Annotated in this window: 25 protein-coding genes; 11 read left to right on the forward strand and 14 right to left on the reverse strand. The window is 69.3% G+C overall.

The genetic code is table 11. The annotated features are described in order from the left end of the window. Positions 1-127: 127 nt before the first annotated feature. Together DKM19_RS38620 and DKM19_RS38625 are read right to left on the reverse strand one after the other, a co-directional pair. Positions 128-1,264, reverse strand: a complete 1,137-nt coding sequence (locus tag DKM19_RS38620) for an acetate/propionate family kinase (RefSeq protein ID WP_110702720.1) — start codon at positions 1,262-1,264, stop codon at positions 128-130. A gap of 66 nt (positions 1,265-1,330) precedes the next feature. Beyond that, positions 1,331-2,083, reverse strand: coding sequence for an alpha/beta hydrolase (locus DKM19_RS38625; protein WP_239513817.1), 753 nt, complete (start codon positions 2,081-2,083; stop codon positions 1,331-1,333). A gap of 296 nt (positions 2,084-2,379) precedes the next feature. On the opposite strand from DKM19_RS38625, the gene typA reads away from it, so the two are divergent. Together typA and DKM19_RS38635 are read left to right on the forward strand one after the other, a co-directional pair. Further along, on the forward strand, positions 2,380-4,230 hold the full coding sequence (gene typA / locus DKM19_RS38630; protein WP_110702721.1) for a translational GTPase TypA: 1,851 nt from the start codon (positions 2,380-2,382) through the stop codon (positions 4,228-4,230). A gap of 175 nt (positions 4,231-4,405) precedes the next feature. Continuing rightward, the gene (locus DKM19_RS38635; RefSeq protein WP_110702723.1) at positions 4,406-5,008 is read left to right on the forward strand and encodes a superoxide dismutase family protein; all 603 of its coding nucleotides are present in this window, start codon (positions 4,406-4,408) and stop codon (positions 5,006-5,008) included. A 334-nt stretch (positions 5,009-5,342) separates the two neighbouring features. Here the strand turns inward: DKM19_RS38635 and DKM19_RS38640 are convergent, their stop codons facing one another. Next, positions 5,343-6,461: an FAD-dependent oxidoreductase gene (locus DKM19_RS38640; RefSeq protein ID WP_110702725.1), complete on the reverse strand. Its 1,119-nt coding sequence runs from the start codon at positions 6,459-6,461 to the stop codon at positions 5,343-5,345. Positions 6,462-6,551: 90 nt separating this feature from the next. Here DKM19_RS38640 and DKM19_RS38645 point away from each other — a divergent pair, with 90 nt between their 5' ends. Beyond that, on the forward strand, positions 6,552-6,911 hold the full coding sequence (locus DKM19_RS38645; protein ID WP_204358427.1) for a helix-turn-helix domain-containing protein: 360 nt from the start codon (positions 6,552-6,554) through the stop codon (positions 6,909-6,911). Positions 6,912-6,927: 16 nt separating this feature from the next. Here the strand turns inward: DKM19_RS38645 and DKM19_RS38650 are convergent, their stop codons facing one another. The 4 genes from DKM19_RS38650 to DKM19_RS38665 all read right to left on the reverse strand — a co-directional run bounded on the left by DKM19_RS38650 (position 6,928) and on the right by DKM19_RS38665 (position 10,012). Then, entirely contained in the window at positions 6,928-7,380 is a 453-nt protein-coding gene (locus DKM19_RS38650; RefSeq protein ID WP_239513818.1) for a hypothetical protein, read from the reverse strand. After that, positions 7,377-7,898 carry an RNA polymerase sigma factor gene (locus DKM19_RS38655; RefSeq protein WP_110702727.1) on the reverse strand — a complete coding sequence of 174 codons (522 nt, stop codon included), beginning with the start codon at positions 7,896-7,898 and terminating at the stop codon, positions 7,377-7,379. Before DKM19_RS38655 ends, DKM19_RS38650 begins: the two co-directional genes overlap by 4 nt. A gap of 231 nt (positions 7,899-8,129) precedes the next feature. Then, positions 8,130-9,239, reverse strand: a complete 1,110-nt coding sequence (locus DKM19_RS38660; RefSeq protein WP_239513819.1) for a polysaccharide deacetylase family protein — start codon at positions 9,237-9,239, stop codon at positions 8,130-8,132. A gap of 197 nt (positions 9,240-9,436) precedes the next feature. After that, positions 9,437-10,012, reverse strand: a complete 576-nt coding sequence (locus DKM19_RS38665) for a helix-turn-helix domain-containing protein (RefSeq protein WP_110702729.1) — start codon at positions 10,010-10,012, stop codon at positions 9,437-9,439. Positions 10,013-10,116: 104 nt separating this feature from the next. Between DKM19_RS38665 and DKM19_RS38670 the strand changes: the two genes are divergently transcribed. Next, positions 10,117-10,947, forward strand: a complete 831-nt coding sequence (locus DKM19_RS38670) for a DMT family transporter (protein ID WP_239513820.1) — start codon at positions 10,117-10,119, stop codon at positions 10,945-10,947. Between the two features lie 218 nt (positions 10,948-11,165). Here the strand turns inward: DKM19_RS38670 and DKM19_RS38675 are convergent, their stop codons facing one another. Continuing rightward, positions 11,166-11,762: a sigma-70 family RNA polymerase sigma factor gene (locus tag DKM19_RS38675; protein WP_089208732.1), complete on the reverse strand. Its 597-nt coding sequence runs from the start codon at positions 11,760-11,762 to the stop codon at positions 11,166-11,168. Positions 11,763-12,028: 266 nt separating this feature from the next. On the opposite strand from DKM19_RS38675, the gene DKM19_RS38680 reads away from it, so the two are divergent. From DKM19_RS38680 to DKM19_RS38685, 3 genes are all read left to right on the forward strand, one after another. Next, positions 12,029-13,105, forward strand: coding sequence for a PLP-dependent cysteine synthase family protein (locus DKM19_RS38680; RefSeq protein WP_110702732.1), 1,077 nt, complete (start codon positions 12,029-12,031; stop codon positions 13,103-13,105). A gap of 239 nt (positions 13,106-13,344) precedes the next feature. Next, a complete protein-coding gene (locus DKM19_RS50170) occupies positions 13,345-13,683 on the forward strand; it encodes a hypothetical protein (protein ID WP_162642084.1) in 339 nt (112 codons plus the stop codon). A gap of 394 nt (positions 13,684-14,077) precedes the next feature. Beyond that, positions 14,078-14,533 carry a YbaB/EbfC family nucleoid-associated protein gene (locus tag DKM19_RS38685; RefSeq protein ID WP_110702734.1) on the forward strand — a complete coding sequence of 152 codons (456 nt, stop codon included), beginning with the start codon at positions 14,078-14,080 and terminating at the stop codon, positions 14,531-14,533. A 37-nt stretch (positions 14,534-14,570) separates the two neighbouring features. Here the strand turns inward: DKM19_RS38685 and DKM19_RS38690 are convergent, their stop codons facing one another. The 3 genes from DKM19_RS38690 to DKM19_RS38700 all read right to left on the reverse strand — a co-directional run bounded on the left by DKM19_RS38690 (position 14,571) and on the right by DKM19_RS38700 (position 17,081). Then, the gene (locus tag DKM19_RS38690; RefSeq protein WP_162642085.1) at positions 14,571-15,467 is read right to left on the reverse strand and encodes a hypothetical protein; all 897 of its coding nucleotides are present in this window, start codon (positions 15,465-15,467) and stop codon (positions 14,571-14,573) included. A 14-nt stretch (positions 15,468-15,481) separates the two neighbouring features. Then, on the reverse strand, positions 15,482-15,868 hold the full coding sequence (locus DKM19_RS38695) for a hypothetical protein (RefSeq protein ID WP_110702738.1): 387 nt from the start codon (positions 15,866-15,868) through the stop codon (positions 15,482-15,484). A gap of 184 nt (positions 15,869-16,052) precedes the next feature. Further along, positions 16,053-17,081: an ABC transporter substrate-binding protein gene (locus DKM19_RS38700; RefSeq protein WP_110702740.1), complete on the reverse strand. Its 1,029-nt coding sequence runs from the start codon at positions 17,079-17,081 to the stop codon at positions 16,053-16,055. A 99-nt stretch (positions 17,082-17,180) separates the two neighbouring features. On the opposite strand from DKM19_RS38700, the gene DKM19_RS38705 reads away from it, so the two are divergent. From DKM19_RS38705 to DKM19_RS38715, 3 genes are read left to right on the forward strand one after another with little or no spacing between them, the layout of a single operon-like run. Further along, entirely contained in the window at positions 17,181-18,233 is a 1,053-nt protein-coding gene (locus tag DKM19_RS38705) for an iron ABC transporter permease (RefSeq protein ID WP_110702741.1), read from the forward strand. A 20-nt stretch (positions 18,234-18,253) separates the two neighbouring features. Continuing rightward, positions 18,254-19,306, forward strand: coding sequence for an iron chelate uptake ABC transporter family permease subunit (locus DKM19_RS38710; protein WP_239513821.1), 1,053 nt, complete (start codon positions 18,254-18,256; stop codon positions 19,304-19,306). Continuing rightward, positions 19,303-20,097: an ABC transporter ATP-binding protein gene (locus tag DKM19_RS38715; RefSeq protein ID WP_110702744.1), complete on the forward strand. Its 795-nt coding sequence runs from the start codon at positions 19,303-19,305 to the stop codon at positions 20,095-20,097. The genes DKM19_RS38710 and DKM19_RS38715 overlap by 4 nt, the downstream gene beginning before the upstream one ends. A gap of 228 nt (positions 20,098-20,325) precedes the next feature. On the opposite strand, the gene ftsY is transcribed toward DKM19_RS38715, so the two are convergent. Both ftsY and smc read right to left on the reverse strand, forming a co-directional pair. After that, positions 20,326-21,501: a signal recognition particle-docking protein FtsY gene (gene ftsY, locus DKM19_RS38720; RefSeq protein WP_110702746.1), complete on the reverse strand. Its 1,176-nt coding sequence runs from the start codon at positions 21,499-21,501 to the stop codon at positions 20,326-20,328. Positions 21,502-21,548: 47 nt separating this feature from the next. Further along, on the reverse strand, positions 21,549-25,232 hold the full coding sequence (gene smc / locus DKM19_RS38725) for a chromosome segregation protein SMC (RefSeq protein ID WP_110702748.1): 3,684 nt from the start codon (positions 25,230-25,232) through the stop codon (positions 21,549-21,551). A gap of 467 nt (positions 25,233-25,699) precedes the next feature. Between smc and DKM19_RS38730 the strand changes: the two genes are divergently transcribed. Then, positions 25,700-26,209, forward strand: coding sequence for a hypothetical protein (locus DKM19_RS38730; protein ID WP_162642087.1), 510 nt, complete (start codon positions 25,700-25,702; stop codon positions 26,207-26,209). A gap of 53 nt (positions 26,210-26,262) precedes the next feature. On the opposite strand, the gene DKM19_RS38735 is transcribed toward DKM19_RS38730, so the two are convergent. After that, complete coding sequence (locus DKM19_RS38735) at positions 26,263-26,457, reverse strand: hypothetical protein (protein ID WP_089213397.1); 195 nt, start codon at positions 26,455-26,457, stop codon at positions 26,263-26,265. Between the last annotated feature and the right edge of the window lie 133 nt (positions 26,458-26,590).

A 26,590-nucleotide genomic window follows, 5' to 3' on the forward strand; every position in this document is an offset into this window, starting at 1 on the left:
CGCCCCCGCGACGCTGGGCAACCGCTCGACTACATGAAGTATGTCCCACGACCACCACTAAGTGATGGTTCGTGTCCCGTGGACTTCTCCCAGCGGATTTCATCCATCCGCTGTAAGTAGACGTGCATTATTCCGAGTTGGTTCGCGAAACAATTTCCAGAGTTTGCCGGGCGATCTCGAACTCCTCGTCCGTGGGGATCACCGCGACCTTCACGACCGCGCCGTCGGGCGAGATCAGCGATTCGCCGCGCTCGTTGCGTACGGGGTCCACGGCGATGCCGAGCGCCCCCAGACCGGCCAGCGCCCTCTCCCTGACCGGCGCGGAGTTCTCTCCCACGCCCCCGGTGAAGGCGATGACGTCCACCGTGCCGAGCACGGCGTAGTAGGCGCCGACGTATTTGCGCAGCCGGTGGCAGTAGACCGACAGGGCCAGTTCGGCGTCCGGATCTCCGGCGGCCACGCGCTTCTGCACCGCGCGCATGTCGCTGTCCCCGCAGAGGCCGAGCATGCCGCTGCGCCGGTTGAGCAGCGTGTCGATCTCGTCGATGGACAGGCCCTCCGTCCGGCTCAGGTAGAAGACCACCTCCGGGTCCAGGTCGCCGCTGCGGGTCCCCATGACGAGGCCCTCCAGCGGCGTCATGCCCATCGAGGTGTCCACGCAGCGCCCGGCCGACACCGCCGAGGCGCTGGCGCCGTTGCCGAGATGCAGCACGATCACGTTGGCCGGGGGCTCGTCGGCGAGGAGGGCGGCCTTGCGCGAGACATAGGCGTGTGAGGTGCCGTGGAAGCCGTAGCGGCGGATGCCCAGCCGTACGGCGGTCTCCCGGTCGATCGCGTAGGTCGAGGCGGCAGGGGAGATCGTGGAGTGGAAGGCGGTGTCGAAGACGGCGACCTGCGGCAGATCGGGACGGAGTCTCCGGGTGACCGCGATGCCCGCCAGATTGGCCGGGTTGTGCAGGGGGGCGAGCGGGATGAGCCTCTCGATGTCCCTGACCACCTCGTCGGTGATCAGTGTCGGCTCGGTGAAGGTCGTGCCGCCGTGCACCACCCGGTGCCCGATCGCGGTGAGCTCCGCGGAGTCGATTCCCAGGCCCCGCTCCTTCAGCTCGTCCGCGACGATCTCCAGGGCCGCCTCGTGGTCGGCCACCGGGGAGCCGGGCTCGCCGATCCGCTCCACCGCTCCCGACGCCGGCCGTTCGCCGTCGGACAGCAGCTCGTACTTCACCGAAGAAGATCCGCTGTTGAGCACCAGTACGCGACTCACGTCGTCCTCCTCGCCCGGTGCCTCACCGGAGACATCTCGCCGACCGGGAGCGGAGATCCTGGGAGATCAGGATCTGGTAGTGACCCATTCCCCGACCCGGCGGATCAACTCGGGCGTGGCGGCAGACTCCGCGTGGCCGTACCCGGGTTCGATCCACAGCTCCTTGGGCTCCAGGGCGGCCTCGTAGATCTGGTAGGGGTGATCGAGCGGAAAGAAGGCGTCCGCGTCACCGTGCACGACCAGCAACGGCGTCGGCGAGATCTTCGCGGCCGCTTCGTACGGCGCCAGCGGCAGCGGGTCCCACACGCCCTTCATGATCCTTGTCCGCTTCCCCACCCTTGTGATCCACCGTCCCAGCGGTCGCTCGATCGCCCAGTGCACCTGCCGCATCGGCCGGGTCCCCCGGTAGTACCACCGCGCGGGCGCGCTCACCGACGCCACCGCGTCCACCCCGCCCAGCACCCCCGCATGCCGTACGGCCACCGCCCCGCCCATCGAGAACCCGACGAGCGCGACCCTGGTGTAACCGATCGCCCGCGCGTGCCGTACCGCCGCGTCCATGTCGAGGATCTCCAGATCCCCCACGGTCGACTCCCCGCCGGACCGGCCGTGCCCCCGGAAGTCGAACGAGATCACCCCGCCGAACCCGCTGAGCACATGGGCGATCCTCCGGGTGGAGCGTTCCCTGAGCGATCCGGTGAAGCCGTGGGCCAGGACGATCCCGAGATCGTCCGCCCCGCGCGACGGGGTGTGCGCGGCGTCGATCCGCACGTTGTCCCGGGTCCTGAACATCACGGCGAACGATGGAGCGAAAGGCATGGATCCGAGCTTAGGGAATGCTCCGCGCCCGGACACGACCGGACATGATCTGTCGCGGATACCGCGAACGCGATCTGGGCGGGAATCCACGGAGATCCACAGGGGGCTGAGTAGGCGGATCAGGCCAGTTCCGCCTACAGGAGAACTGGTCCGATCCGTACGGCGAAAGGGTGTCCAAAGGGTGAATTAGCGCACTCCATATGGCGGAGACGTGAGAGTGATTGGGCGGATCAACTAAAATGGGAAGGCCGCACGGTCCGCGGCCAGCCTCCACGATCACAGAGTGAGACTCCATCATGCCTTTGAACAGCCGCGACGACCTGCGGAACATCGCGATCATCGCGCACGTCGACCACGGCAAGACCACTCTCGTGGATGCCATGCTCTGGCAGTCCGGCGCCTTCCGCGTCAACCAGGACGTGGACGACCGCGTCATGGACTCCAACGACCTCGAGCGCGAGAAGGGAATCACCATTCTCGCGAAGAACACGGCCGTCAAGCACGGCGGCATGACCCTCAACATCATCGACACCCCCGGCCACGCCGACTTCGGTGGCGAGGTCGAGCGGGGCCTGTCGATGGTGGACGGCGTCGTGCTCCTGGTGGACGCCTCCGAGGGCCCGCTGCCGCAGACCCGGTTCGTGTTGCGCAAGGCGTTCGCCGCCAAGATGCCGGTCATCCTGTGCATCAACAAGGTCGACCGCCCCGACTCCCGGATCAAGGAGGTCGTGGACGAGGTCTACGAGCTCTTCATGGATCTGGACGCCACCGAGGAGCAGATCGACTTCCCGATCGTCTACGCCTCGGCCAAGGCCGGCCGCGCCTCGCTGAACCGCCCCGAGGACGCCGGCATGCCGGACTCCGAGGACCTCGAGCCGCTGTTCGAGGTCATCAAGAACACGATCCCCGCTCCGGTCTACGACCCGACCGCCCCGCTGCAGGCGCACGTCACCAACCTGGACGCCTCGTCCTACCTGGGCCGGATCGCGCTCTGCCGCGTCCACCAGGGCACCATCAAGAAGGGCCAGCAGGTCGCCTGGTGCCGCACCGACGGCAGCATCCAGAAGGTGAAGATCACCGAGCTGCTGATGACCGACGCGCTGGAGCGCAAGCCCGCCGAGCAGGCGGGTCCCGGCGACATCATCGCGATCGCCGGCATCCCGGACATCATGATCGGTGAGACCCTGGCCGACCCCGACGACCCCCGCCCGCTGCCGCTGATCACGGTGGACGAGCCCGCGATCTCGATGACCGTCGGCACCAACACCTCGCCGCTGGTCGGCCGGGTCAAGGGTTCCAAGGTCACCGCCCGCATGGTCAAGGACCGGCTCGAGAAGGAGCTCATCGGCAACGTGTCGCTGCGCGTCCTGCCGACCGAGCGTCCCGACACCTGGGAGGTGCAGGGCCGTGGCGAGCTGGCGCTGGCCATCCTGGTCGAGCAGATGCGCCGCGAGGGCTACGAGCTGACCGTCGGCAAGCCGCAGGTGGTCACCAAGACCATCGACGGCAAGGTCCACGAGCCGGTCGAGCGCGTGACCATCGACTGCCCGGAGGAATACCTCGGGGCGATCACCCAGCTCCTGGCGGTCCGCAAGGGCCGCATGGAGCACATGACCAACCACGGCACCGGCTGGATCCGGATGGAGTTCGTGGTCCCGGCCCGCGGCCTGATCGGCTTCCGGACCGAGTTCCTCACCGAGACCCGCGGCACCGGCATCGTCAACCACGTGTTCGAGGCCTACGAGCCGTGGTTCGGCGAGCTGCGCACCCGCAACAACGGCTCGCTGGTGGCCGACCGGTCGGGCCCGGTGACCCCGTTCGCCATGCTGAACCTGCAGGAGCGCGGCGTCCTGTTCGTCCAGCCGACCACCGAGGTCTACGAGGGCATGATCGTTGGTGAGAACTCACGCTCCGACGACATGGACGTGAACATCACCAAGGAGAAGAAGCTCAGCAACATGCGCTCCTCCACCAGCGACACGACGGAGACGCTGATCCCGCCGCGCATGCTCTCGCTGGAGCAGGCGCTGGAGTTCATCCGCGAGGACGAGTGCGTGGAGATCACCCCGGAGACCGTGCGCATCCGCAAGGTCGTCCTGGACGCCAACGCCCGCGGCCGCTCCACCGCCCGCGCCAAGCGCGGATAACCCGCACGCCGAACGACGGAAGGCGCCGGACCCTCGCGGTCCGGCGCCTTCCGTCGTTCGGCTCAGCCGCGGTCACCACGGCGTGGCTACGGGGCCGCCCGGTATCTTCTGAGGTAGAAGACCTGGACGGGCTTCTCGATATGGCAGAGGAGCTCGACTGCGTTCGGGGGTTCTCATGCATCACAAGATCCATTTGGCACTGGTCGTCGCGCTCGGCGCGGGACTGACCTCGGCGGGCTCGGTCCCTGCGGAGGCGTCTCCGAGCCCGCACGGCACAACCGAGCTGTCGGCCCGCGCCGACATCAAGGACGCCACGGGCAAGGCCGTCGGCGTGCTGCTCGTCGGGAAGATGGGCGAGGACAAAACCAAGCTCATGGTCGTCGCCAAGGACCTGGCACCCGGTTACCACGGCTTCCACATCCACTCCGTGGGCATCTGCGATCCCACGTCGAAGGATCCCGCCACCGGCAGCCCGTTCTTCAGCGCGGGCAGCCACTTCGCCCTCAACCCGGGCAACCATCCCGATCACTCCGGCGACCTGCCCGACCTCCTGGTCGCCCAGGACCGCACGGGTAGCGCCTTCATGGTGACCGATCGTTTCTCGGTGGCCCAGCTCCTGGACAAGGACGGCAGCGCCGTCATCGCCCACGCCCTGCCGGACAACCAGGCCAACATCCCCGACCGCTACCACCATGGCGAAAAAAGCCCTGACGACGCCACCCTCAAGACCGGTGACTCCGGTGGCCGCATCGCCTGCGGAGTGATCACAAAGCGCTAGGGAGCACCGGGTCTCCCTACTCCCCCAGGCTGGACGTGCCGCGGGGAGGCGTCGCAGAAGCCACCTGGCCGCCGGGTTCGTCGAGCGGCCGAGCTGGTTGCGCGCCCAGATGCCGGACCGGCTGCCGGGAACAAGCTGGGCGACACCCGTGACCGCCTTCCCCCTGGCCGCCCTTCACCGCCGCCCGATATTCGGCCTCGTATGCGCCCTTCGGCTGATACGCCGTCAACGTCCGGACGGGAAAGTCGCAGCGCATCCGCGACCTCGGCCCGGATCCCGGCGATCGGGTCTCCCCGGGCAAGGCCCGCCGGCCCGGATGACCGGCGGCATGTCGTCAGGCCTGTCCGGCGGGGGCGGGGGCGTCGAACAGCGCGGCGTTGTCGTCGACCAGCATGGCGCGGCCCTTGATGCCGGAGGCCATCTCGGGGCCGGCGATGCCGTCGTGGCCGGGGAGCTGTCCGGCGCCGCCCTCGGGGCCGAGCGGGACCACGATCGCGGTCGGCCACCGCTCATACTTGGCGAGCTCGCCCTCTCCGGTGATCAGCGTGCGGATGTTCGCGGCGAGAAGCGCGGCCTGCGCGCCGGCGAAGCCCGCCATGTTGCGGTCGGCGTCGGAGATGTCGCCGATCGCGAAGACGCGGTCCTGGCCGTCGACGAGCAGGTGCTCGTCGACGCGGACGTAACCGCGATCGTCAAGAGCCTTGGCGAGCGAGCCGCGTAGATAGCCGGTCTGGAGGCCGACGCCGAAGCAGCGGTACCAGACGTCGGCGGTCAGCTCGTCTCCCGCCTCGGTGGTGATCGCGATCGAGGCGGCGGTGGCGGGAGCCGCGCTCGGCAGCGCGCGCAGCGGGCTGCCGAGTACGAGTTCGACGCCGAGCTTGTCGAGCTGGCCGCGGAGCTCGTCTCGGAGCGCCTGATCATACGGCCCGGGCATGATGTCGGGCGCGGCGTCGGCGATGATCACGTGCTTGCCGGGGAACGACGCCTTGATCTCGCCGGCGAGTTCGAGGCCGGACGGGCCCGCGCCGACCAGGAGCACCCGCCGGGCGTCGGACAGCACCTTGTGCGCCTCCCTGATCCTGGCCCGCGCCGTCTCGGTGTCCGGCTCGTCGATCTTGGCGGGGAACGGGTACGACGATCCCGTCGCCAGGATCAGATAGTCGGGCTCAAGCCGGCGGCCCGAGGCGAGCGTGACCTGCCGGCCGTCGACCTCCACGGCACGATCGCGCAGGAAGCGTCCGTGGGTCAGGAGGCGGTCGTAGGGCATGAAGATCTTCTCCAGCCACTCCGGCTCGACCAGCGCGCGCCACGCCGCGACGTTGTGCATGAACGCGTCAGAGGGGTCGACGAGCGTCACGTCGGCGACGTCGTCGAGCGCCCTCGCAGCCTTGAACCCGCCATATCCGCCGCCCAGGACCACAACGCTCGGACGCGTGCCTGAAGTTTCGATCATTGCATCCCCCTGCTAGTAATTGGATTGCAGCGACGATAATCCTATCTGCTTCTAAAATCAAAGCGACGGTGGTTCTGCTAGTGTGGTGGCGTGACGCCGAAGCCCCCCCACCACCCCGACACGGATGACTGCATACGTGGCAGCGCCGCGTTGACCCGGGCCTTCGGCGTCCTCGGCAAACGCTGGAGCGGCGTCGTGCTCGGAAACCTCCGGTTCGGGCCTGCCGGGTTCCGCGAGCTCTCGCGTGCGACGGGAGGGGTCAGCGACTCGGTCCTGTCGGACCGCCTGTCCGAACTGACCACGGCGGGGCTCATCACTCGCACCGTCGACCCGGGGCCCCCGGTGTCGGTCTCCTACGAGCTGACCGCGAGCGGTCAGGCCCTCATGCCGGCACTTGAGCAGATCTCGCTCTGGGCCCAGGAGCACCTGCCGCCGGAATCGAGCCAGTGACCCCTTCCGCGCACCGTCAGCCTCCGAGCTCCCTCTTGCGGCGCAGCAGCGCGGCACGGGCGGCGCGGGCCCGGACGAGGATCACCAGGGCGACCGCGCCCAGCGTCACCGCGACGAGGATGCCCGCCGCGCTCACCCAGGTTCCCCGGGCGACCGCGATCGCGACCGTCCCGGCTGTGAGCAGACCCGTCGCGGTCACCGCCAGCCAGGCGGCGATCACCCGGTCGAGGGCGAACAACGGCGTCCTGCGGGTCAGCGCCCAGGTCCCGTAGCCGGCCCAGGCCAGGCCGAGCGCGACGAGCACCCCGAAGGCCAGGTGCGTACGGCCCGGCAGGGCCGGTTCGGTGGCCCAGAGCAGGCCGGTGAACAGCGCCCCGCCCAGCCCGCCGAGCAGCGCCACGACGTTGCCGATCCGGCTGCGCAGCGACAGCGGCCCGGACAGCCTGCCGATCATGTCATCGGGGTTCATCTCCGGTGTCCTTTCTCCGTGAGGTGGTCGCGCAGCATGCGCCGCGCGCGGGAGAGGCGTGACTTGACCGTGCCGACCGGGATGGCGCAGATCTCCGCGCAGTCCTCCAGGGAGAGGTCCTCCAGATAGAACAGCACGAGGATCTCCCGCTCCCGGACCGGCAGCTCCGACAGGCCCGCGAGCAGCTCGGCGCGGTCCACGAGGGCGTCGGCCGGATCGGCGGTCGCCTGCTCCTCCTCCGCCAGGACCTCGTGCCTGCCGTACTCCTCACGCAGCCGGTTGGCCACCGTGCGCCGGGCGATCGTGAACAGCCACGGCGCGAACCTGTCCGGTTCCTTCAACCGTGGCAGCCCGCGAACCACGGCCAGCCACACCTCCTGTGCCACGTCATCGGCCTGCGAGGACCCGATCATGCGCCGCACGTAGGTCCATACCGGGTCATTCCAGATCCCCACCAGCTCGGCGAACGCCTCGCGCTCCCCGAGCTGGCAGCGGACCACCAGTAATTCGTCAGTCACGCTGCCTCCTCCTCAGCACAGTCGGAGAACAGGGCCGGAAGGTTCACAGTCTCGCAACCCGGACACCGGCGGCCGATTCCGGCCGCGCCGAGGACGGATCAGCTGATCTTCCCCATGTCCACGGCCGGCAACGGAGGGCGCGGGGAGTTTCGTCCGGAAGCGTGGCATCGGCGGAGCCCATCGGACCGGTCTCAGCCGGCAACCGGACATGTCCCCGTCCGGGCGGAGACCTCAAGGTCGTGGGCGCCCTCGGGTGCCGTGGGCCGGGCCGTCGAGCGCTCTCAGCCGGGCCATGGCCGCCGGGGGAATGTTCAGGCTTCTCACCGGTCCTCCGGTCAGCGGCTCGCCGTACAGCTCCGGGATCGTCACGAACGTGTAGCCCTTGGCGGTCAGCTCGTTCAGCAGCCGGGGGACGGCCAGAACCGTCGAGGGGTAGATGTCATGCATGAGCACGATGGAGCCCGGCTGGATGTTCGCCGCACGCTCCGTGACGATCGAGGCCTTGCGGTCACGCCAGTCCACGGTGTCGACGTTCCACAGGACCTGGGCGAGTCCTTCGTGGCGGCTCACGTCGGTCACCCGGGTGTTCGTGGAACCGTACGGCGGGCGCATGAGGGTCATCTCGAACCCGATCGCATGGCGGACGATCTCCTGAGTACGGCGCAGCTGATGGATGATCTCGGCTTCCGGCAGCCCGGTGAGATCGAGGTGATCCCAGGTGTGGTTGCCCACCTCGTGCCCCTCGGCCACCATCCGGTGAAGGCTGTCCCGGTGATCCACCGCCACCATCCGGCCGAGCACGAAGAAGGTCGCCCTGGCCTGGTACCTGGCGAGGATGTCGAGCAGCATCCCGGTGTACGGGCCCGGCCCGTCGTCAAAGGTCAGCGCCACACACTTGATCTGCCTGCAGTTCACCGAGCGCGCCGGGGGCGGTAGGGGGAAGTCGCTCTCCGGCCGCCGCGGCTGGGCCGCGCCCGGTTTCACGGCCGGCGTCTCGGGCCCGGCCACCGGGGGCGCGCCCGCGGCGGGCGCGGCCGGGGCAGGACCGACCGGGACAGGCTCCGGCATGAGGGGATCGGCCGCGGTGAAGCCGGCCGTACCGGATCCGGGCGCGGCCCGGTCGGTCGCGCCGGGGCCGGGCACGACGGGGCCGGTCGTCGTGGAGCCTCCGGTAGCGGGGTCGGTCGCGGTGGAGCCGTCCGTGTCGGACCCGGCCGCGACGTGCACGATCCCGGTCGGGACGGCGTTCATCGGTCTGCCCGTGGTTCCCGCCAGGCCGATCGGAGAGGAACATCCTCCGACCGCGAACAGCAGCGTCACCGCGACGATCCGCAGCCGCATGCCCACCCCCGAAAGCGATGCGGGGGTCAGGGACAGCCTCGGCCGCCTCCCCCACAAGATCTTGGCCGGGCATTCCCAACAGGATGGGACATCGATCAGCGGATATGCGTGCCGACGCGCCATTCGAATGGCGCATTCAATGAAATCCGTATCCAGAGGACGATGTTTCCCCTGCCCCGGCGGATCGGGACGGAGCCCTACCGGTCGGGCGTTTCCCGGGGTTCCGTCACGACCATCATGAACCGCAGCGGGACGTCCCCCTCGTTGGCGTACTTGTGCGGGCGATCCGCGCTGAACACGACGGCGTCGTCCGTCTCCACGACGTGGCTGCCGCCGTACACCGACAGGGTGAGCCGCCCCTCCAGCACGGTCAGCATCTCGCGGGTGCCCGGGGGGTGGGCGTCGCCGTCATGGTGGTCGCCCGGAGCCAGCCGCCAGTCCCACAGCTCCAGGATCGCGGGAGCGTCGGTGCCGGCCAGCAGCCGGGCCGTGCTCGCCGCGCCATGCGGGAAGACGACCACATCGGTGGAGTGGACCACCCGGACCACGGGAGTGTCGGAGACATCGACGATCCGCGCGACCGTCACGCCCAGCGCGTCGGCGATGCGGGTGAGCGTGTTGATGCTCGGGTTGGTCCTTCCCTGCTCGACCTGGACGAGCATGCCCCGGCTCACCCCTGACCGCGCGGCGAGCTCGTCGAGCGTCATCTGCCGGTGCGCCCGCTGAGCCCGCACGTTGTTGGCGACCGCGGCGGTGATCGTCTCTGGGTCCATGAGTTCAGTGTAGTGAACTTGATTTGCACTGCAGTGCACTATCTGTGTAGTAATAGGTTGAACTACAAGTACAACCTATTGAACTGGGGTGAAGAGTGGCGGCTGTGGTGCTGGCAACGGTATGCGCGGTGGTGTACGGCACGGCCGACTTCTTCGGGGGCCTGGCCACCCGCCGATCCCGGGTGCTCGCGGTGGTGGTGCTCTCCCAGATAGTCGGTCTGGTCCTAGTGGTCGCCCTGCTGCCGTTCCTGCCGGGAACCCTCACGACCGGGACCCTGGCCTGGGGAATGGCCTCCGGCCTGGCCGGCTCGGCGGGACTGGTGCTGTTCTACCGGGCACTCGCCACCGGCGTGATGTCGGTGGTCGCACCCCTCACCGCGACCGCCTCGGCCATACTGCCGGTGCTGTTCGGGCTGGCCACCGGGGAGCGGCCGGAGCCGGTCGCGCTGGGCGGCGTGGTGCTCGCGCTGCTCGCGGTGCTGCTGGTGAGCCGCAGTTCCTCCCCCGCGGCGACGGCCGGGCGGAGCTACGGCTCGATCCTGACCTCGCTCGCCGCGGGCGCCGGGTTCGGCGGCTTTTTCATCCTGCTCTCACAGGCCCCCGAGGACGGCGGCATATGGCCGTTGCTCGGCGCGCGCCTGGCCTCGGTCACCCTCATCGCCCTGCTGGCCCTGGTCACCCGCCGCAGCCTGCACCCGGGATCCGGCGCGCTGCGCATCATCATCGCGGCCGGGGCCCTCGACATGATCGCCAATGTGCTCTTCATACTCGCCCAGCAGCGGGGCCTGCTGAGCCTCGTCGCCGTCCTGGTCTCGCTCTATCCGGCGAGCACCCTGCTGCTGGCCCGTTACGTGCTGGGGGAACGACTCAACACGGTCCAGGTGGTGGGCATCGGTTTCACCCTCGCGGCGGTCGCGCTGATAGCCGCGGGCTGAGGATCTCGCAACCGCGGCCCGGACCCGCACGAACAGGCCCTCCACCCGATGTGCCCGGCCCCCGCACGGCGGATCCGGATCCGCGCGGCGCGCCCGGTCCCGCATGCCGTCCCGAGGCGAACACGACAGTACGGCTCCCGCCTGGAGCGGCGGGAGCCGTACTGGAAGATCGGGATGACGGGAGAAGGGGTAGGGGACGGCCGTACGCGACGAGAAGGTCAGGCGACCTGGTGCTGCGGGGTGAGGCGGAGCCCGCCCTCTTCGCGGGCATAGCTCTCAAGCATGCCCCGGAGCTGGCGGCGACCCCGGTGCAGGCGGGACATGACGGTGCCGATGGGGGTGCCCATCCGCTCGGCGATCTCCTTGTAGGCGAAACCCTCGACGTCGGCCAGGTAGACGGCCACCCGGAAATCCTCGGGCAGGGTACGCAGGGCGTTCATCACCGCGCTGTCGGGCAGTTGCTCGAGCGCCTCGGTCTCCGCGGACTTGAGCCCGGTGGACATGTGGGACTCGGCGGCGGCGAGCTGCCAGTCCTCGATCTCCTCGGTGGCCGAGAGCTTGGGCGACCGCTGTTTCTTGCGGTAGTCGTTGATGAAGTTGTTGGTGAGGATCCGGTGCAGCCACGCCTTGAGGTTGGTGCCCTCACGAAACTGGTGGTACGAGGTGAACGCCTTGGCCACGGTCTCCTGGACAAGGTCCTCGGCATCGGCGGAGTTACGGGTCAAACGCATCGCGGACGCATAGAGCTGGTTGGTGACCGGCACGACATCACGCTCGAACCAATCCTGGCGTTGCTCTTTGGTCATCGTGATCATGTCATCCCCCTTGCGCTGTTCCCCCCATTGCCGTCCGACACAGGTGCGATGCACCCCTGCTGATGGCGGGTCTCATGTTCGCAGGCACCTTGTAAAGGGGCCGTTAAGAGGTCTGCCTGATCAGGGGATCCATCGGTGGCTGCGCTAATAGCGGGTGCGACACGCCCTACAGCCGGACAAGTCTCAGTATCGTAACATCGTTCGCCTGATTCGGACGAACATGTGTCTATCATCACATAACCCCAGTTGACGCTACCTTTAAGGTCATGCATTCCGTTGATCGACACGACCCCAAGACCCGCCACTGGGTGGCCGAGGCCATCCGTCGCGTCGAAGCCGACGCTCATCGAAGCTGCGACACCCATCTCCACGTCTTTCCGCTTCCCACACGTTGGGGGGTAAACCTCTACTTGAAGGACGAGTCGGTACACCCCACCGGTTCACTCAAACACCGGCTCGCACGTTCTCTTTTCCTGTACGGCCTCGCCAACGGCTGGATCGGCCCCTCCACCACGGTCGTGGAGGCCTCCAGCGGCTCCACCGCGGTGAGCGAGGCCTACTTCGCACGTCTCGTCGATCTGCCGTTCATCGCGGTGATGCCCGCCTCGACCTCGCCCGAGAAGATCTCGCTGATCGAGTTCTACGGCGGCAAGTGTCATCTCGTGGACGACCCCGGCACGATCTACGAGGAGTCCCGCCGGTTGACCGCCGAGACCGGCGGTCACTTCATGGACCAGTTCACCTACGCCGAGCGGGCCACCGACTGGCGCGGCAACAACAACATCGCCGAGAGCATCTTCAGCCAGATGGAGATGGAGCCCCACCCCGAACCCACCTGGATCGTGGTCGGCGCCGGCACCGGCGGCACCTCCTCCACCATCGGCCGCTACATCCGTTACCGCCGCTACAGCACCCGCCTGGCCGTGGTCGACCCCGAAGGCTCCGCCTTCTACCCCTCCTGGTGCTCCGGCGACGCCACCGTCACCGCCCCGGGCTCGGGCATCGAGGGCATCGGACGTCCCCGCGTCGAGCCGTCCTTCCTGCCCACCGTGATCGACCGCATGATCCAGGTCCCCGACGCCCGGTCCATCGCCGCCATGCGCTGGGTCCGCGAGGTCACCGGCCGCGACGTCGGCGGCTCCACCGGCACCAACGTGGCGGCGGCCGTACAGATCCTGAAGGAGATGCGGGAGGCGGGCGAGCAGGGCAGCGTCGTCACCCTGATCTGCGACGGCGGCGAGCGGTATCGGGGCACCTACGGCGACGACGCCTGGCTGGCGGAACGCGGCCTCGACATCGCCCCGCATCTGCGGGAACTGAGGTCATTTCTCGCCGACGACTAAGGCCATGCCCGTTGATGGAGCGAGCCATTTGGGCGAGCCCGCCTGCGGCCGGTCAACGTCAGCCGACCACAGGACCAAGGCCAAATACGGACAATGTCTAGCAGAGTTCGAAGTAACCCACTAATGTCGCGTTCGATACGACTCAGGACGCATCACTATGAGAAAAACATAGGGCGCGGACGGCCGTTGTGGCATGCCGTGACGAACCCGGGGGTGGCGCGTGTTTCACCCGAAGAACGATGGCCGAGCGCATCGAGGAGACCGTCGCGGCCCGGCCGCGACAGGAGGTCTTCCTGAGAGCGGCCAAGGGTGACGACGCGGGTGGTGGCAGTCCGGTCAGGACGGCGGGTGGCGACCACTCGGTCGAGGTGGCGGGTGACAGCCGGTCGAGCGGGATGGCAGGTGGCAGCGGTGCGGCGAATACCGGCGGCCCGTCAGGACCGGCCGTCCCTCTGCGCGTTCTTCTTGGCGATGGCGTCGACCACCGCGGAGACATGAGGTTCACAAACGGGGTCGAGGGAACGCCGACCGGAAAACCACAAGGTCTGGATAATGAAATCAGCCTGATGCCCACATAGGCACGTACCAGGGGCTTCCGGATCTGTCGGTAGAACCGCTGAGCGGTGAGTCACCATGCTCCTGACTTTAGTCCGCTTTGACCGATTCTCCATCAGAAGCCGAAAACTCGGTTTGGTATCGGTGCCGATTGGCGGCAAATCTCTGCCTCCGACCGTGATCGGGAGGTCAGACGACCTTCGCCGGACCCGCCGTCGATGCCTTGATCCTCGACGCGGTGAACACCGTCGCCGCGAGGATGCCCGACCGATGGAAGACGGCCGGGATCTCACTCCTCGCCTGACCGGTGCCGCGTTTATCCCGCCCCGACTCCGTCCTACCCAATCGAAATGTCCTTTTTGGCGCTAGGGTGAACGCGACTTGGATCGATCTTGAAGCCTTCGCAAGGAGGGTCACATGACAACGCCGTACAGCAACTTCGGGCAGAGCGACGACCTCAATGTGAATCGGTTGCTGGAGAACTTCGGCAAGCTCTCCCAGCAGTACGAGAAGATGATCGACGAGCTCACCGAGGCGAGCGGGCACGGAGAGGCCGCGGACGGCTTGGTCCGGGTCGAGGTGGGCCCCGAGGGCACGTTGCTGGGTGTGAAGATCGACCCTCGGGCCATGCGTCTGGGCTCCGACGCCCTGGCGGAAGCGATCATGGAGGCCGCCACGAAGGCGCTGAGCCAGGCGACGGAGCGTCTGAGCGAAGTGATGGCACCGCTGACCGGCGGGGTCGAGGAGTTCAACGAGACGGTGCGGGACCGGCTGCCGCACTCGGGCCTGAGACCCCAGGTCGGCTCCGATTCACGGGTGGCCGAAGCGCTGCGCGAACTCCAGGAGATCCGCGCCAAGTACGAGCGCCAATGATCCAAGTGGGCCGGCGCGGCGCACCGGCCCACCCGGGTCAGGTGTAGGTCCAGCCCTCGTCGCCGGACTCCTTGACGCTGCGCCGTCTGATGTCGTCGAAGTCCGTGTCGCCCGCCGAGCTCCCCCGACCGTCGCTGCCGAGGTTGAGCTGGGGTTGCGGGAACTGGTTGTCCATGGTCGCCAGTGAGGTCAGGTCTCCCATGTTGAAGAGGAGGGCCGCGCTGACACCGACGACCGCGCTTGCCGTTCCTCCCATGAGGAACAGGGCAGAACTGTTCTTCGTGGCGGTGGCCTTGGTCTTGATCGCCGCGCCTCGCGCCGCCATCTGAATGCCGCTGGACATCAGGGCCGCCCTGGCGACAGCGGTGGCGGGGGTGAGAGGCATCAGGTTGGCTCGAGTCATCGTCTCCGTACCCATGGCCTGCATTCGATGTCCGAACAGCTGCATGAGCTCCGAGGCGATGATGATGGCCAGCAGGGAGTCGACAAAAATCCCGCAGGTGTTGATGACCCGGTGAACGCTCGTCTGGGCGGACTGCACCGCGCCGGCCATCTGCCCGGTGGCGGTCTCGAACTGCTGGACCTCGTGAGAGACGATTTCCATGAACCTGTCGAAGGCGCGGCGATCGGCTCCCTCCGGCCACGCGGCCGTGATCGCCGCGATCTTCTTGTCCAGCTCTCTGGTCCTGAACTCCGTGATCTTGAGGTTCGCCACCCGCCAGTCACCCCACGCCTTGGTGACCGCGTCGTCGTCCCATGGCTGAGCGAGTGCCCAGATGGCCGTCGCTCCGCCGGCCGGAATCGCCAGTTTTCCCGCCAGCTCGATCTTGGCCATGGTGGCCGCCCAGACTGGAAAGATCTTTCCCAGGCCCAGCATCGCACCGATGGTCCCGGCCTCTATGCCGCCAAGTAGTCCAAGCTCTTCGCCCGGCACGTACCGACCTCCCCCTAGTCCGTGAGCCCCTGATCCTTCTTCTGCGCCTCGGCTAAATCGGCCCTGTCCTGCTTGAGTTTCGCCTCAAGGTCCATGATCTTCGCCGTGTCGTTGCTCGCCTTGGCCGAGACGAGCTCGGCCTCCCGGTAGTTCGCCACCACGCTGAGCAGGCCCGCGTTGATGCCGTTGAGGCAGTCGCATAAGCCGCCCGCCTGCTTGACCTGATACTCCTGGGCCGGGGCATAGTTGCCGGCCACCGTGCGCGAGCCGATGATGCCCCACGCCATAGAGCTCAGATGGGTCCCCTCGACGACAACCTTGACGTCCTCCGCCAGGGGGAGCAGCACATTGATCAAATCCTGGGTCGCGATCTTCAGCGCTTCCGTCTTGACTTCGACCATTCCGCCCGGCCTCCCGATGTGACGCATGTGAGTTATGCGACGTACGTCAGGAATGAGTAAATCAGGGTCAACAACGGTATGCCAAACAAATGATGATCTTCGATGAACATCTGGCGAACCGATCGTGGAGCGACAGAAAGGCCCGGCGCTCCACCTGGGAACGCCGGGCCCGCGGGCGGAAGGGTCAGGCGGCCTTCGCCGGGTCGACCTCGAAGATCTTGGCGAGGTCGTCGAGGATGGAGTGGGCGCCCTGGATGCCGACCGCGGTCATCCAGGTGACGTCGGAGACGTCGTGCTTGACGCCCTTGAGCTTGCCCCAGAGCGGGTTGGCCTCGAACTTCTCCTTGACCGGCCCGACCGACGGGTCGTCGTAGGCCGCGACGAAGATGTGCTCGGCGTCGAGCTGGGAGATGTTCTCCTGGCTGATGTTCACCACGATGGAGTCGCTGACGGTCGGCTGGCCCTCCGGGCGCGGGAAACCGACGTCCTTCAGCACCAGGCCGGAGTAGGAGTTCTCCACGTAGAGGCGGACGGTCGGCTCACCGGCGAACCGGGCGATGGAGACGGTGGGCAGCTCGCCGTCCTTGGCCTTGATCGAGGCGCCGATCGCGGCGGCCCGATCCTGATAGGCCTTGATCTTCTGCTCGGCGAGGTCCTCCTTGCCCAGGGCCTGGCCCATGAGCCTGAGGTTCTCCTTCCAGAGGGCGCCCGTGGTCTCGCTGAACACCGTCGGCGCGATCTGCGACAGCTTGTCGTACAGCGCCTCGTGCCGGACCTTCGCGGAGACGATCAGGTCGGGCTTGAGCGCGACGATCTGCTCGAGGCTCGGCTGCTCCAGGGTCCCGACCGATTTAGCCTCCTTGGCGTGAGCGAGGACCGGGTTCAGGTAGTCGGGAAGCTTCTCCTCGATCGACCGGTAGGTGGTGTAGCCGACGACGTCCGTCTCCAGCGTCAGCACCCCGTCCACGAAGCTCTGGTCGAGGGCCACGACCCGCAGGGGTTGCGCGGGGATCACCGTCTCCCCCATGGCATGCTTCACCGTCCGCGGAAACACCCCCACGCCGCTCGCCGCCGGAGCCGGTGTCGCACCGGAACCCCCGGGACCCCCGGAAACCTCAGCGCTCGTGCCCGAGGTGCCGGAGGAGCAGGCGGTGAGACCAATGGACAGTACGGCTCCCACCACACCGACGGTCAGGGCACGCAACGCTCTCATCTGAAATCCTCTCAGCCCAAAGTTAGGTGAGCCTAATTTAGCTTAGCTATACCTAAACTGGCATACTCATGCCGAAATCGGCAAACGAGAGGAGCGCGGGTGAGCACGGCGGCAATCACGCGAACGGCGTCCTCCGGGAGGACCATCCGGGCGATCCACCGGCATCGCCTGCTCGTTCTGGCGGGGCTGTTCGCGACCCTCGCCGTGACGGTCGCGCTCAGCGTCGCGATCGGCGCGAAGCCCGTCCCTCCGGCCGAGGTCTGGCACGCGCTGACCACCCCGACGGGCACCGAGAGCGACATCGTCGTCCGGTCGCTGCGCATCCCCAGGACCGCCATCGGCATCCTGGCCGGGATCGCGCTCGGCGTCGCGGGGGCCCTCATGCAGGGCCACACCCGCAACCCGCTGGCAGACCCCGGCCTGCTCGGCGTCACCCAGGGCGCGGGGTTCGCAATGGTCCTCAGCATCATGGTGCTCGGTGTCACCAGCCTCTACGGCTACATCTGGTTCGGCCTGGCCGGAGCGCTCCTCGCCAGCGCGGGGGTCTTCGCCCTCGGCATGGCCGGCGGCCGGAGCAGCCCCACACCCGTGACCCTGGCCCTCGCGGGCACCGCGGTCAGCGCCTTCCTCTACGCGCTCACCTCGGCCCTGGTCCTCATGGACGAGCAGGCCCTGGACGTCTTCCGGTTCTGGCAGTCGGGCTCGATCGCGGCCAGAGGCCCCGACGTCGCCTGGCAGGTGCTCCCGTTCATCGCCGTCGGCCTGCTCCTGGCGCTGTTCAACGCTCCCGGCCTCAACGCGCTCTCCCTCGGAGAGGACGTCGCCCGCGCCCTCGGCCAGAACGTCGCCCTGACCCGCGCCGTCGGCATCGCCGCCATCACGCTGCTCAGCGGGGCCTCCGTGGCGGCCTGCGGCGCGCTGGCCTTTCTCGGGTTGATCGTCCCGCACCTGGCCCGCCCGCTGTCCGGCCCCGACCACCGCTGGCTGCTGCCGTACTCCGGGCTGATCGGCGCCGCCGCGCTGCTCCTCACGGACGTGATCGGCCGGGTGGTGGCGCGTCCGGGCGAACTGGAGGTCGGCGTTGTGCTCGCCCTCATCGGCGCGCCGTTCTTCATAGCCCTGGTCCGACGGAGAAAGCCGGTCCGCCTGTGACATCCCCGTCGGAAAGACTCGTGAACGGGCGGCCGTTGCGGATCGGCTCCGCCTCCTGGCTGCTCCGCCTGCGCTCCGCCGCCGTGGCCCTGGTCCTGCTGGCCTCCGTGGTGCTGCTGATGGCGCTCACCATGCGCATCGGCGACATCCCGATGAGCGTCCCCGAGGTGTTCCAGGCGATCACCGGTGACGGCTCCAACCACTTCGTCGTCATGGAGCTCCGCCTCCCCCGCGCGCTGACCGGCGCCCTCGTCGGCGCGGCCCTCGCCCTGGCCGGGGCGATCACCCAGGCCGTCGCCCGCAACCCGCTGGCCAGCCCCGACATCCTCGGTGTCACCGGCGGCGCCAGCGTGACCGTGGTCGCGATCACCATGGCGGCGGGAGCCACCACGGGCGGCGCCAGCGGCCCGCTGGCCGCGGTGGGCATCCCCGTGGCGGCCCTGCTCGGCGGGCTGGTCGGAGCGCTGACCGTCTACCTGCTGGCCTGGCGCCGGGGCATGGACGGCTACCGCCTGGTGCTGGTCGGCATCGGCGTCTCGGCGGTCTGCACCAACGTCAAGTACTGGCTGCTGACCGTCGGGGACGTCAACGACACCGGCAAGGCCATGGTCTGGATCACCGGCTCGCTGAACGGCCGGGGCTGGGAGCACGTGGTCCCGGTCTCACTGGCGCTCGCCGTGCTCATCCCGCTGACCCTGCTCGGCACCCGCTCGCTCGGCGCGCTGCGCTTCGGCGACGACACCGTGACCGGTCTGGGCGTACGGATGAACCTCGCCAGGGGCCTGATGATCCTCGCGGCCGTCCTGCTCGCGGCGACGGCGACCGCCTCGGCCGGGCCCATCGCCTTCGTCGCCCTGGCCGCCCCGCAGATCGCGCTGCGCCTGGCGGGGGTGGCGCAGCCGCCGCTGGTCGTCTCGGCCCTGGTGGGAGCCGCCCTGACCACCGCCGCGGACCTGATCTCACGGACCCTGTTCAGCCCCGTCGAGCTGCCGGTGGGCGTGGTCACCGCCGTCCTCGGCGCCCCCTATCTGATCTATCTCCTCATCCGTGTGCGCAGAAAGGCGCGATCGTGAGACTGAAGGCCGTTGACCTCAAGCTCGGGTACGGCGACCGGATCATCGTCGACGGTCTCGACCTCGGCATCGAGGCCGGAACGGTGACCACGATCATCGGGCCGAACGGGTGCGGCAAGTCCACGCTGCTCCGCGCCCTGGGACGGCTGCTCAAGCCATCGGGCGGCGAGGTGCTGCTGGACGGCAAGCGCATCGACAGGATGCCCAGCAAGGAGGTCGCCAGGATCCTGGGCGTGCTGCCGCAGGCGCCCACGGCCCCCGAGGGGCTGACCGTGGCCGACCTGGTGGCCAGGGGACGGCATCCGCACCAGACCTGGTACCGGCAGTGGTCGTCCGACGACGAGTCGGCGGTCAGCGAGGCCCTGTCCATGACCGGCCTGCTGGAGCTGGGCGACAGGCCGCTGGACGAGCTGTCGGGCGGGCAGCGGCAGCGCGCGTGGATCTCGATGGCCCTCGCCCAGGGCACCGACCTGCTGCTGCTCGACGAGCCGACGACCTTCCTCGACCTGGCCCATCAGATCGAGGTCCTGGAGCTGGTCCGCAGACTCCACGGTGAGCTCGGCCGGACCGTGGTGATGGTCCTGCACGACCTGAACCTCGCCGCCCGCTACGCCGACCGCCTGGTCGCCATGCGCGACGGCAAGGTCATCGCCTCGGGAACCCCGGCCGAGGTCCTCACCGAGGGGCTGCTGGCGGAGGTCTTCGATCTGGACGCCAAGGTCATCGAAGACCCGGTGGCGGGCACCCCGCTGGTCATCCCCATCGGCACCCGGGCCCACCCCCCGAGCTGACCCGGGCCACGGCCACGCCGCCACGCCCAGCACCGGCCCGGCCCACGATCAGACCCGACCCGACCCAGGCCATGATCAGACCCGACCCGGGCCACCGCCACACCCGGGACCGGCCTGTCCTCACCGCCGGGTCCCCCGCCGCTCACGACCCGGGACCGCTCTCTGTCTCACGGTCGCTCGCCCGCACCGCCCCGGGGCATTCGCCCCATGGCGGTGCGGTGCCGGAGCTCAGTCTCCGAGGAGGGCGTCGACGAAGACCTCGGGGTCGAACGGCGCCAGGTCGTCGGCCCCCTCTCCGAGACCGACAAGCTTGACCGGAACGCCCAGCTCGCGCTGGACGGAGATGATGATGCCGCCCTTGGCGGTGCCGTCGAGCTTGGTCAGGGCGATACCGGTGATGTTGACGACCTCGGCGAACACCTGGGCCTGGCGCATGCCGTTCTGGCCCGTGGTGGCGTCGAGAACGAGCAGGACCTCGTCGACCACGGCCTTCTTCTCGATGACACGCTTGACCTTGCCGAGCTCGTCCATCAGGCCGGTCTTGGTGTGCAGCCGGCCCGCGGTGTCCACGATCACCACGTCGACCTTGTCCTGGATGCCCCGGGCCACGGCGTCGAAGGCGACCGAGGCGGGGTCGCCGCCCTCCGGGCCGCGCACGACCTGGGCTCCGACCCGGTCTCCCCAGGTCTGGAGCTGGTCGGCGGCGGCGGCGCGGAAGGTGTCGGCCGCGCCGAGCACGACCGTGCTGCCGTCACCGATGAGGGAACGGGCCAGCTTGCCGGTGGTGGTGGTCTTGCCGGTGCCGTTGACGCCGACCACGAGGACCACGGCCGGACGCTCACCGTGCGGCTTGACGTGCAGGGTGCGGTCCATGTCCGCGCCGATCTGGATGAGCAGCTGCTCCCTGAGCAGGGCCCGCGCCTCCGCGGGCGTCCGGCTGCCCAGGATCTTCACGCGGGTCCGCAGCTCGTCGACCATCGCCCGGGTGGGCGAGACGCCGACGTCCGCGGTGAGCAGAGTCTCCTCGATCTCGTCCCAGGCGTCGTCGTCGAGACGGTCCCTGGAGAGGAGCTCGAGGAGTCCCTTGCCGAAGGTGCTCTGCGATCGGGCCAGCCGGGTGCGGAGCCGTACCATCCTGCCCGCGGACGGCGGCGGAACCTCGATCTCCGGGGTGACGACCACGGGCTCGGCCGGCCTCGCCGGCGGCGGGACGGTGGTCGTCGCCGCGTCGTCATCCTTGGTGACGGTCCCGGCGGGCGCCTGCTCCCCGGGGAGCGGCCGCACCTCGGGCGGCTCGACCGGCGGGGCCTGCCCGCCCCCACGCCTGAAGAGCAGGAACACGCCGCCCGTCGCAAGCAGGGCGACGACAACGATGATCGCGATTATGCCGAGATAGGCTTCCACAAGACCACAGTTTTCCAGACGACCCGGAATGCTCGGACACGGTGGGGTCAGGCGGACTCGTGTTCTCTCAGGCGCTGGCTGATGACATGGGTCACGCCGTCGCCCCGCATCGACACTCCGTACAGCGCGTCGGCGATCTCCATGGTGCGCTTCTGGTGGGTGATGATGATGATCTGCGAGGTCTGCCTGAGCTCCTCGAACAGGGTCAGCAGGCGCTGGGTGTTGGTGTCGTCCAGCGCGGCCTCGACCTCGTCCATCACGTAGAACGGCGAGGGCCGCGCCTTGAAGATCGAGACGAGGAAGGCCACCGCGGTCAGTGACCGCTCGCCGCCGGACAGCAGGGACAGCCGCTTGACCTTCTTGCCGGGCGGCCGGGCCTCGACCTCGACTCCGGTGGTCAGCATGTCGGTGGGATCGGTGAGCAGCAGCCTGCCCTCGCCTCCCGGGAACACCCGCGTGAAGATCGTTTCAAACTCGCGGGCCACGTCCTCGAACGCGGCGGTGAACACCTGCTCGACCCGATCGTCGACCTCCTTGACCACGAGCAGCAGGTCACGCCGGGTCTTCTTCAGGTCCTCCAGCTGCGAGGTGAGGAACGAGTGCCGCTCCTCCAGCGCCGCGAACTCCTCCAGCGCGAGAGGGTTCACCTTGCCGAGCTGGGACATCTGGCGGTCGGCCGCCCTGGCCCGCTTCTGCTGCTCCTCCCGCACGTAGGGCACGGGGTCGCCGTCCCCCGTGGGGACCGGCTCGGCCGGGCCGTACTCGGCGATGAGGGTGTCGGTCTCGACGCCGTACTCCTCCACCGCCCGCATCTCCAGCTGCTCCAGGCGCATCCGCTGCTCGGTCCTGGCCACCTCGCTGCCGTGCGCCCGGTTGACCAGCTTGTCCAGCTCCCCCGACAGCTCACGGACCCGGAGCCGGATGGACTTGAGCGAGGCGTCGATCTGCCCGCGCGCCTGCTCGGCCTCGTCGCGCTCCGCGGTGGCGGCGACGATCGAGGTCTCCAGCATCCGCAACGCCCGCTCGATGCCCCGGACGACCGCCTGGGCCACCCGTGCGTGCCTGCGCCGCCGCTCTCGCAGGTCGGCGGCCCTGGCCCGCTCCTCGCGCTCCCGCTCCGCCGCGCGCATCAGCCCGTCGGCCTTGCCCTCGATGCCCCTGGCCCGCTCCTCGGCCGTTCGTACGGCGAGGCGGGCCTCCATCTCGGACTGCCTGGCCACCGCGCAGATCTCGGCGAGCTCGTCGCGCATCTCGGTGGTGGGCTCCGTCTCCAGCTCCCCCTCCTCGCTCGCGGCGGCGAGCCGTTCCTCGAGCTCGGTGAGACCCGCCGCGTCCCGGTCGCGGGCCTCCTGCGCCGCCCGCACGCCCCTGGCCAGCCGCTCGCACTCGTCGCGGGCGGCTCTGGCCGCGGCGTCCAGCTGGGCCAGACGCTTGGCGACCGCGGCGACGCGCTGGTCGGCGTCGCGCTGCCTGGCCCGGACCTGGTCCAGCGCGACCTGCGCCGCGTTGACGCCGGCCTGGGCGGTCTGCACGCCCGTCTGCGTCTCGGTCACCCGCGCCTGGGCGCTCTCGACCGCGAACTGCGCCTCGCCCTCGGCCTCTGCGGCCTCCTCCATCGCCGTCCCGGCCTGCTCGGCGGCGACCCTGGCCGCGGCCAGGGCGACGCCCGCCTCGTCCAGCGCGGCCCGTACCTGGAGCGCCGAGGTGCCGCCCGCCGAACCGCCCCTGGCAGCGTAGGCGCCCAGGAGGTCACCGGAACGGGTGACGGCCCGCAGCTCGGGGCGCTGCTCGACCGCCTTCCTGGCGATCGTCAGATCATCGACGACCAGCACGCCCGCCAGCAGGTGCGCGGCGGCGGCCCGCAGCTCGGCGGGGACCGTGACCAGGTTGATCGCCCATTCGGCGCCGGCCACCGGCACGGAGCCCGTCTGGATCTCCGCCCCACCGGCGGCGATGACTATGGAGGCCTGGCCGCCGTCCTCGTTTCTGAGGAACTCGATGGCGTCGGCCGCGCTCTGCAGGGACTCCACCGCGACGGCCTCGGCGGCCGCGCCGAGCACGGTGGCGACGGCCACCTCGGCACCGGGCCGTACGGTCAGCATGGCCGCCACCGGGCCGAGCACCCCGGCCAGGTCGGCGCCGAGCAGCACCGCGCCGCCGTCCGCGCCGCTGATCAGACCCAGCTCCAGGGCCTCGAACCTGGCCTCCAGCGCGGCCACCTGGCGCTGCGCCTCCTGGTCGGCCTTGCGCGCCACACCGAGGGCGGACTTGGCGGCGCCGAGCGCGGCGTTCGGCCCGGCGACGGCCGCCTTGGCCTCCTCGACCCCGGCTCTGGCCCGTTCCACGGACTCCCGGGCCTGCTCCACGACCTCCAGCGCGATCTCCAGCTCCTCGGCGAGGGCGGGATCGGCGGCGGGCTCGGCCTGCTCCTGGCCGTCGTGCTCGGCCTGGGCCTGCTCGGCGCGCTGCTCGGCCTCCTCCAGCGAGCGTGTCAGCCGCCCGATCTCCTCCTCGGCGGCCCCCGCCCGGCTGCGCACGGCACCCACCTGGCCCCTGAGCCTGGCCAGCCCCTCGCGCCTGTCGGCTGCGGCCCTGGCCTCGGCGGCCAGCCGCCGCTCCTCGGCGGCGAGCGCGCCCTCGGTCTCGGTGCGCCGGGCCACGGCCCTGGCGAGCGACTCCTGCTCGTCGGCGAGCAGCTCGGCGAGGACCCGCTCCTGCTCCCTGACCTCCTCGGCCTCGCGCTCGAAGTCTTCGGGGTCGCGCCCGCGCCGCTCCACGGCGGTGTCGGTCGCGTGGCGGTGGCGCTCCGCGGCCAGCCCGCCCAGGCCCCTGAGGCGCTCGCGCAGCGAGGAGAGCCGGAAAAAGGTCTCCTGCGCGGCGGCCAGGCGCGGCTGGGCCTCGGCCTCGGCGGCCTCCAGCTCGGACTCGGCGACCTGGCCCTGCTCCAGCTCGGTCTCCACCGCCGCACGGCGGGCGAGGACGGCGGCCTCGTCGGCCGTCTCCCGCTCCAGCGTGGTCCGCAGGGTGAGCACGTCGTCGGCGAGCAGCCGCAGGCGGGCGTCGCGGAGGTCGGCCTGGATGACGGCGGCCTTGCGCGCGATCTCGGCCTGGCGGCCCAGCGGCTTGAGCTGGCGGCGCAGCTCGGTGGTGAGGTCCTGGACGCGGGTCATGTTGGCCTGCATCGCGTCGAGCTTCCGCAGCGCCTTCTCCTTGCGCTTGCGGTGCTTCAGGACGCCCGCGGCCTCCTCGATGAACGCCCGGCGCTCCTCGGGACCCGCGTGCAGCACCTGGTCGAGCTGGCCCTGCCCGACGATCACGTGCATCTCCCGGCCGATGCCGGAGTCCGAGAGCAGCTCCTGGATGTCCAGCAGGCGGCAGGTGTCGCCGTTGATGGCGTATTCGCTCTGGCCGGCCCGGAACATCAGGCGGCTGATCGTGACCTCGGTGTAGTCGATCGGAAGCATGCCGTCGGTGTTGTCGATGGTCAGCGTGACCTCTGCGCGGCCCAGCGGGGCGCGTGAGGAGGTGCCCGCGAAGATGACGTCTTCCATCTTGCCGCCGCGCAGCGACTTGGCGCTGTGCTCGCCCATGACCCAGGCCAGGGCGTCGACCACGTTGGACTTGCCCGATCCGTTGGGACCGACGACGGCGGTGATCCCCGGCTCGAACCGGAGGGTGGTGGCCGAGGCGAAGGACTTGAATCCACGCAGGGTCAGGGTCTTGAGATACATCCGCCCCCCTGTTCTCCGGCGTGCTCCTGGGGTGAACTTTCGTCCAACACGCACGCCGCGCCTGGCGGTTCAGGCGCAAATCTCCGGTGTCTTCCCTCGTCAGTCCGTTGCTCGACTCCCGTGTGGGGGAAGACTACCGTTCTTCACCCGCGCTCGCCTGTACACCGCCTATGGTGCCGTGCATGGATGCGGAACGCGGTGAGGGCGAAGCTCCAGCAACCCCCCCAAGTGGGGAAAGCCTTCTTAAAAGGCGCACTTTTCTCATAGGCGGAGGGCTGGCCATGCTGGGCCTTGGTGGGGCCGCGCTGATAGCCGGCCCGGAGGGCATTCGGGATGCATACGCCCAGATTGTCTGCGGCCCGGTTCCCGACCCGCCGTCGGCGCGCCCCGGGGCGCGGCTGCAGAGCAAGGTGGGCAGGCACCGAGTGATCATCGGATTTCCACCGGGGGTGCGGGGGGAGATTCCTGTGGTGATCATGCTTCACGGCGACCTGGGCGACGCGTGCACACCGTTCGACCGCTATTCGGCCGATCGCCACCTGGCCGCGAGCGGCGGGCGTTTCGCGGTGGCCGCCGTCGACGACTGGCCTTCCGCCGACATCACCGGGACGGTCCTGCCCTACCTGCGGGCGAACGGACTGGACACCGAGAGGATCGGGCTGCTGGGCTGGTCGTCGGGGGGAGCCGGAGCGCTGAGGATGGCCGCGGAGCTGGGCCCGAAACGAGTGTGGGCGGTCGCCGCGGCGTCACCCGCCGTTACCGCCTCACAGGCGCCGTTGCGCGATCTCGTGGACATCCCGGTATGGCTGGGCTGTGGCGAGCGCGACGACTGGGCCCTGCAGACTCAGACGATGCTGAAGGGCCTCAGAGCGCTGGGTGCCACAGCCGAGGGAAGGGTTACCTCCGGATGCCAGGACATGGCCTACCGCCGCCGGGTGTTGCCGGAGCAGTTGGCCTTCCTTTCGCGCCATATATGACAAGGGACGCCCCGAAGAGGCGCCCCTAGGACAGTGTGTTTCCGTCCCGGCCTCTAGGTAAGGGCCGGCTCGCGATCCTGCAGACGGTTGAACTCCTCGTCGCGGGTGTTGGCCGCGAGTTCGTCGTTCTGGGCCTGGAGCCGGGTGAGCTCTCCCTCGAGATCGCGGATGCGCTGCTGGAGGCGACGCATTTCCGAGACCATTCGAGGGTCGGGACCGCCGACGTGGCCGAGTAGAGCCTTCGCCATGGTAAAGGGTCCTCCACGCTGAGTGACCAGACTGGTTCGCGCACTTCTTTGCCGCGGGAGGGGTGCGCGCGGTTCTCATCAAGAGTCGCACCGGTGAGGGAGACGGTCAAGTTGAACGCTCCAGGTGGATGCA

The sequence above is a fragment of the Streptosporangium sp. 'caverna' genome, from assembly GCF_003203775.1.
GTDB classification, from domain to species: Bacteria; Actinomycetota; Actinomycetes; order Streptosporangiales; family Streptosporangiaceae; genus Streptosporangium; species Streptosporangium subroseum.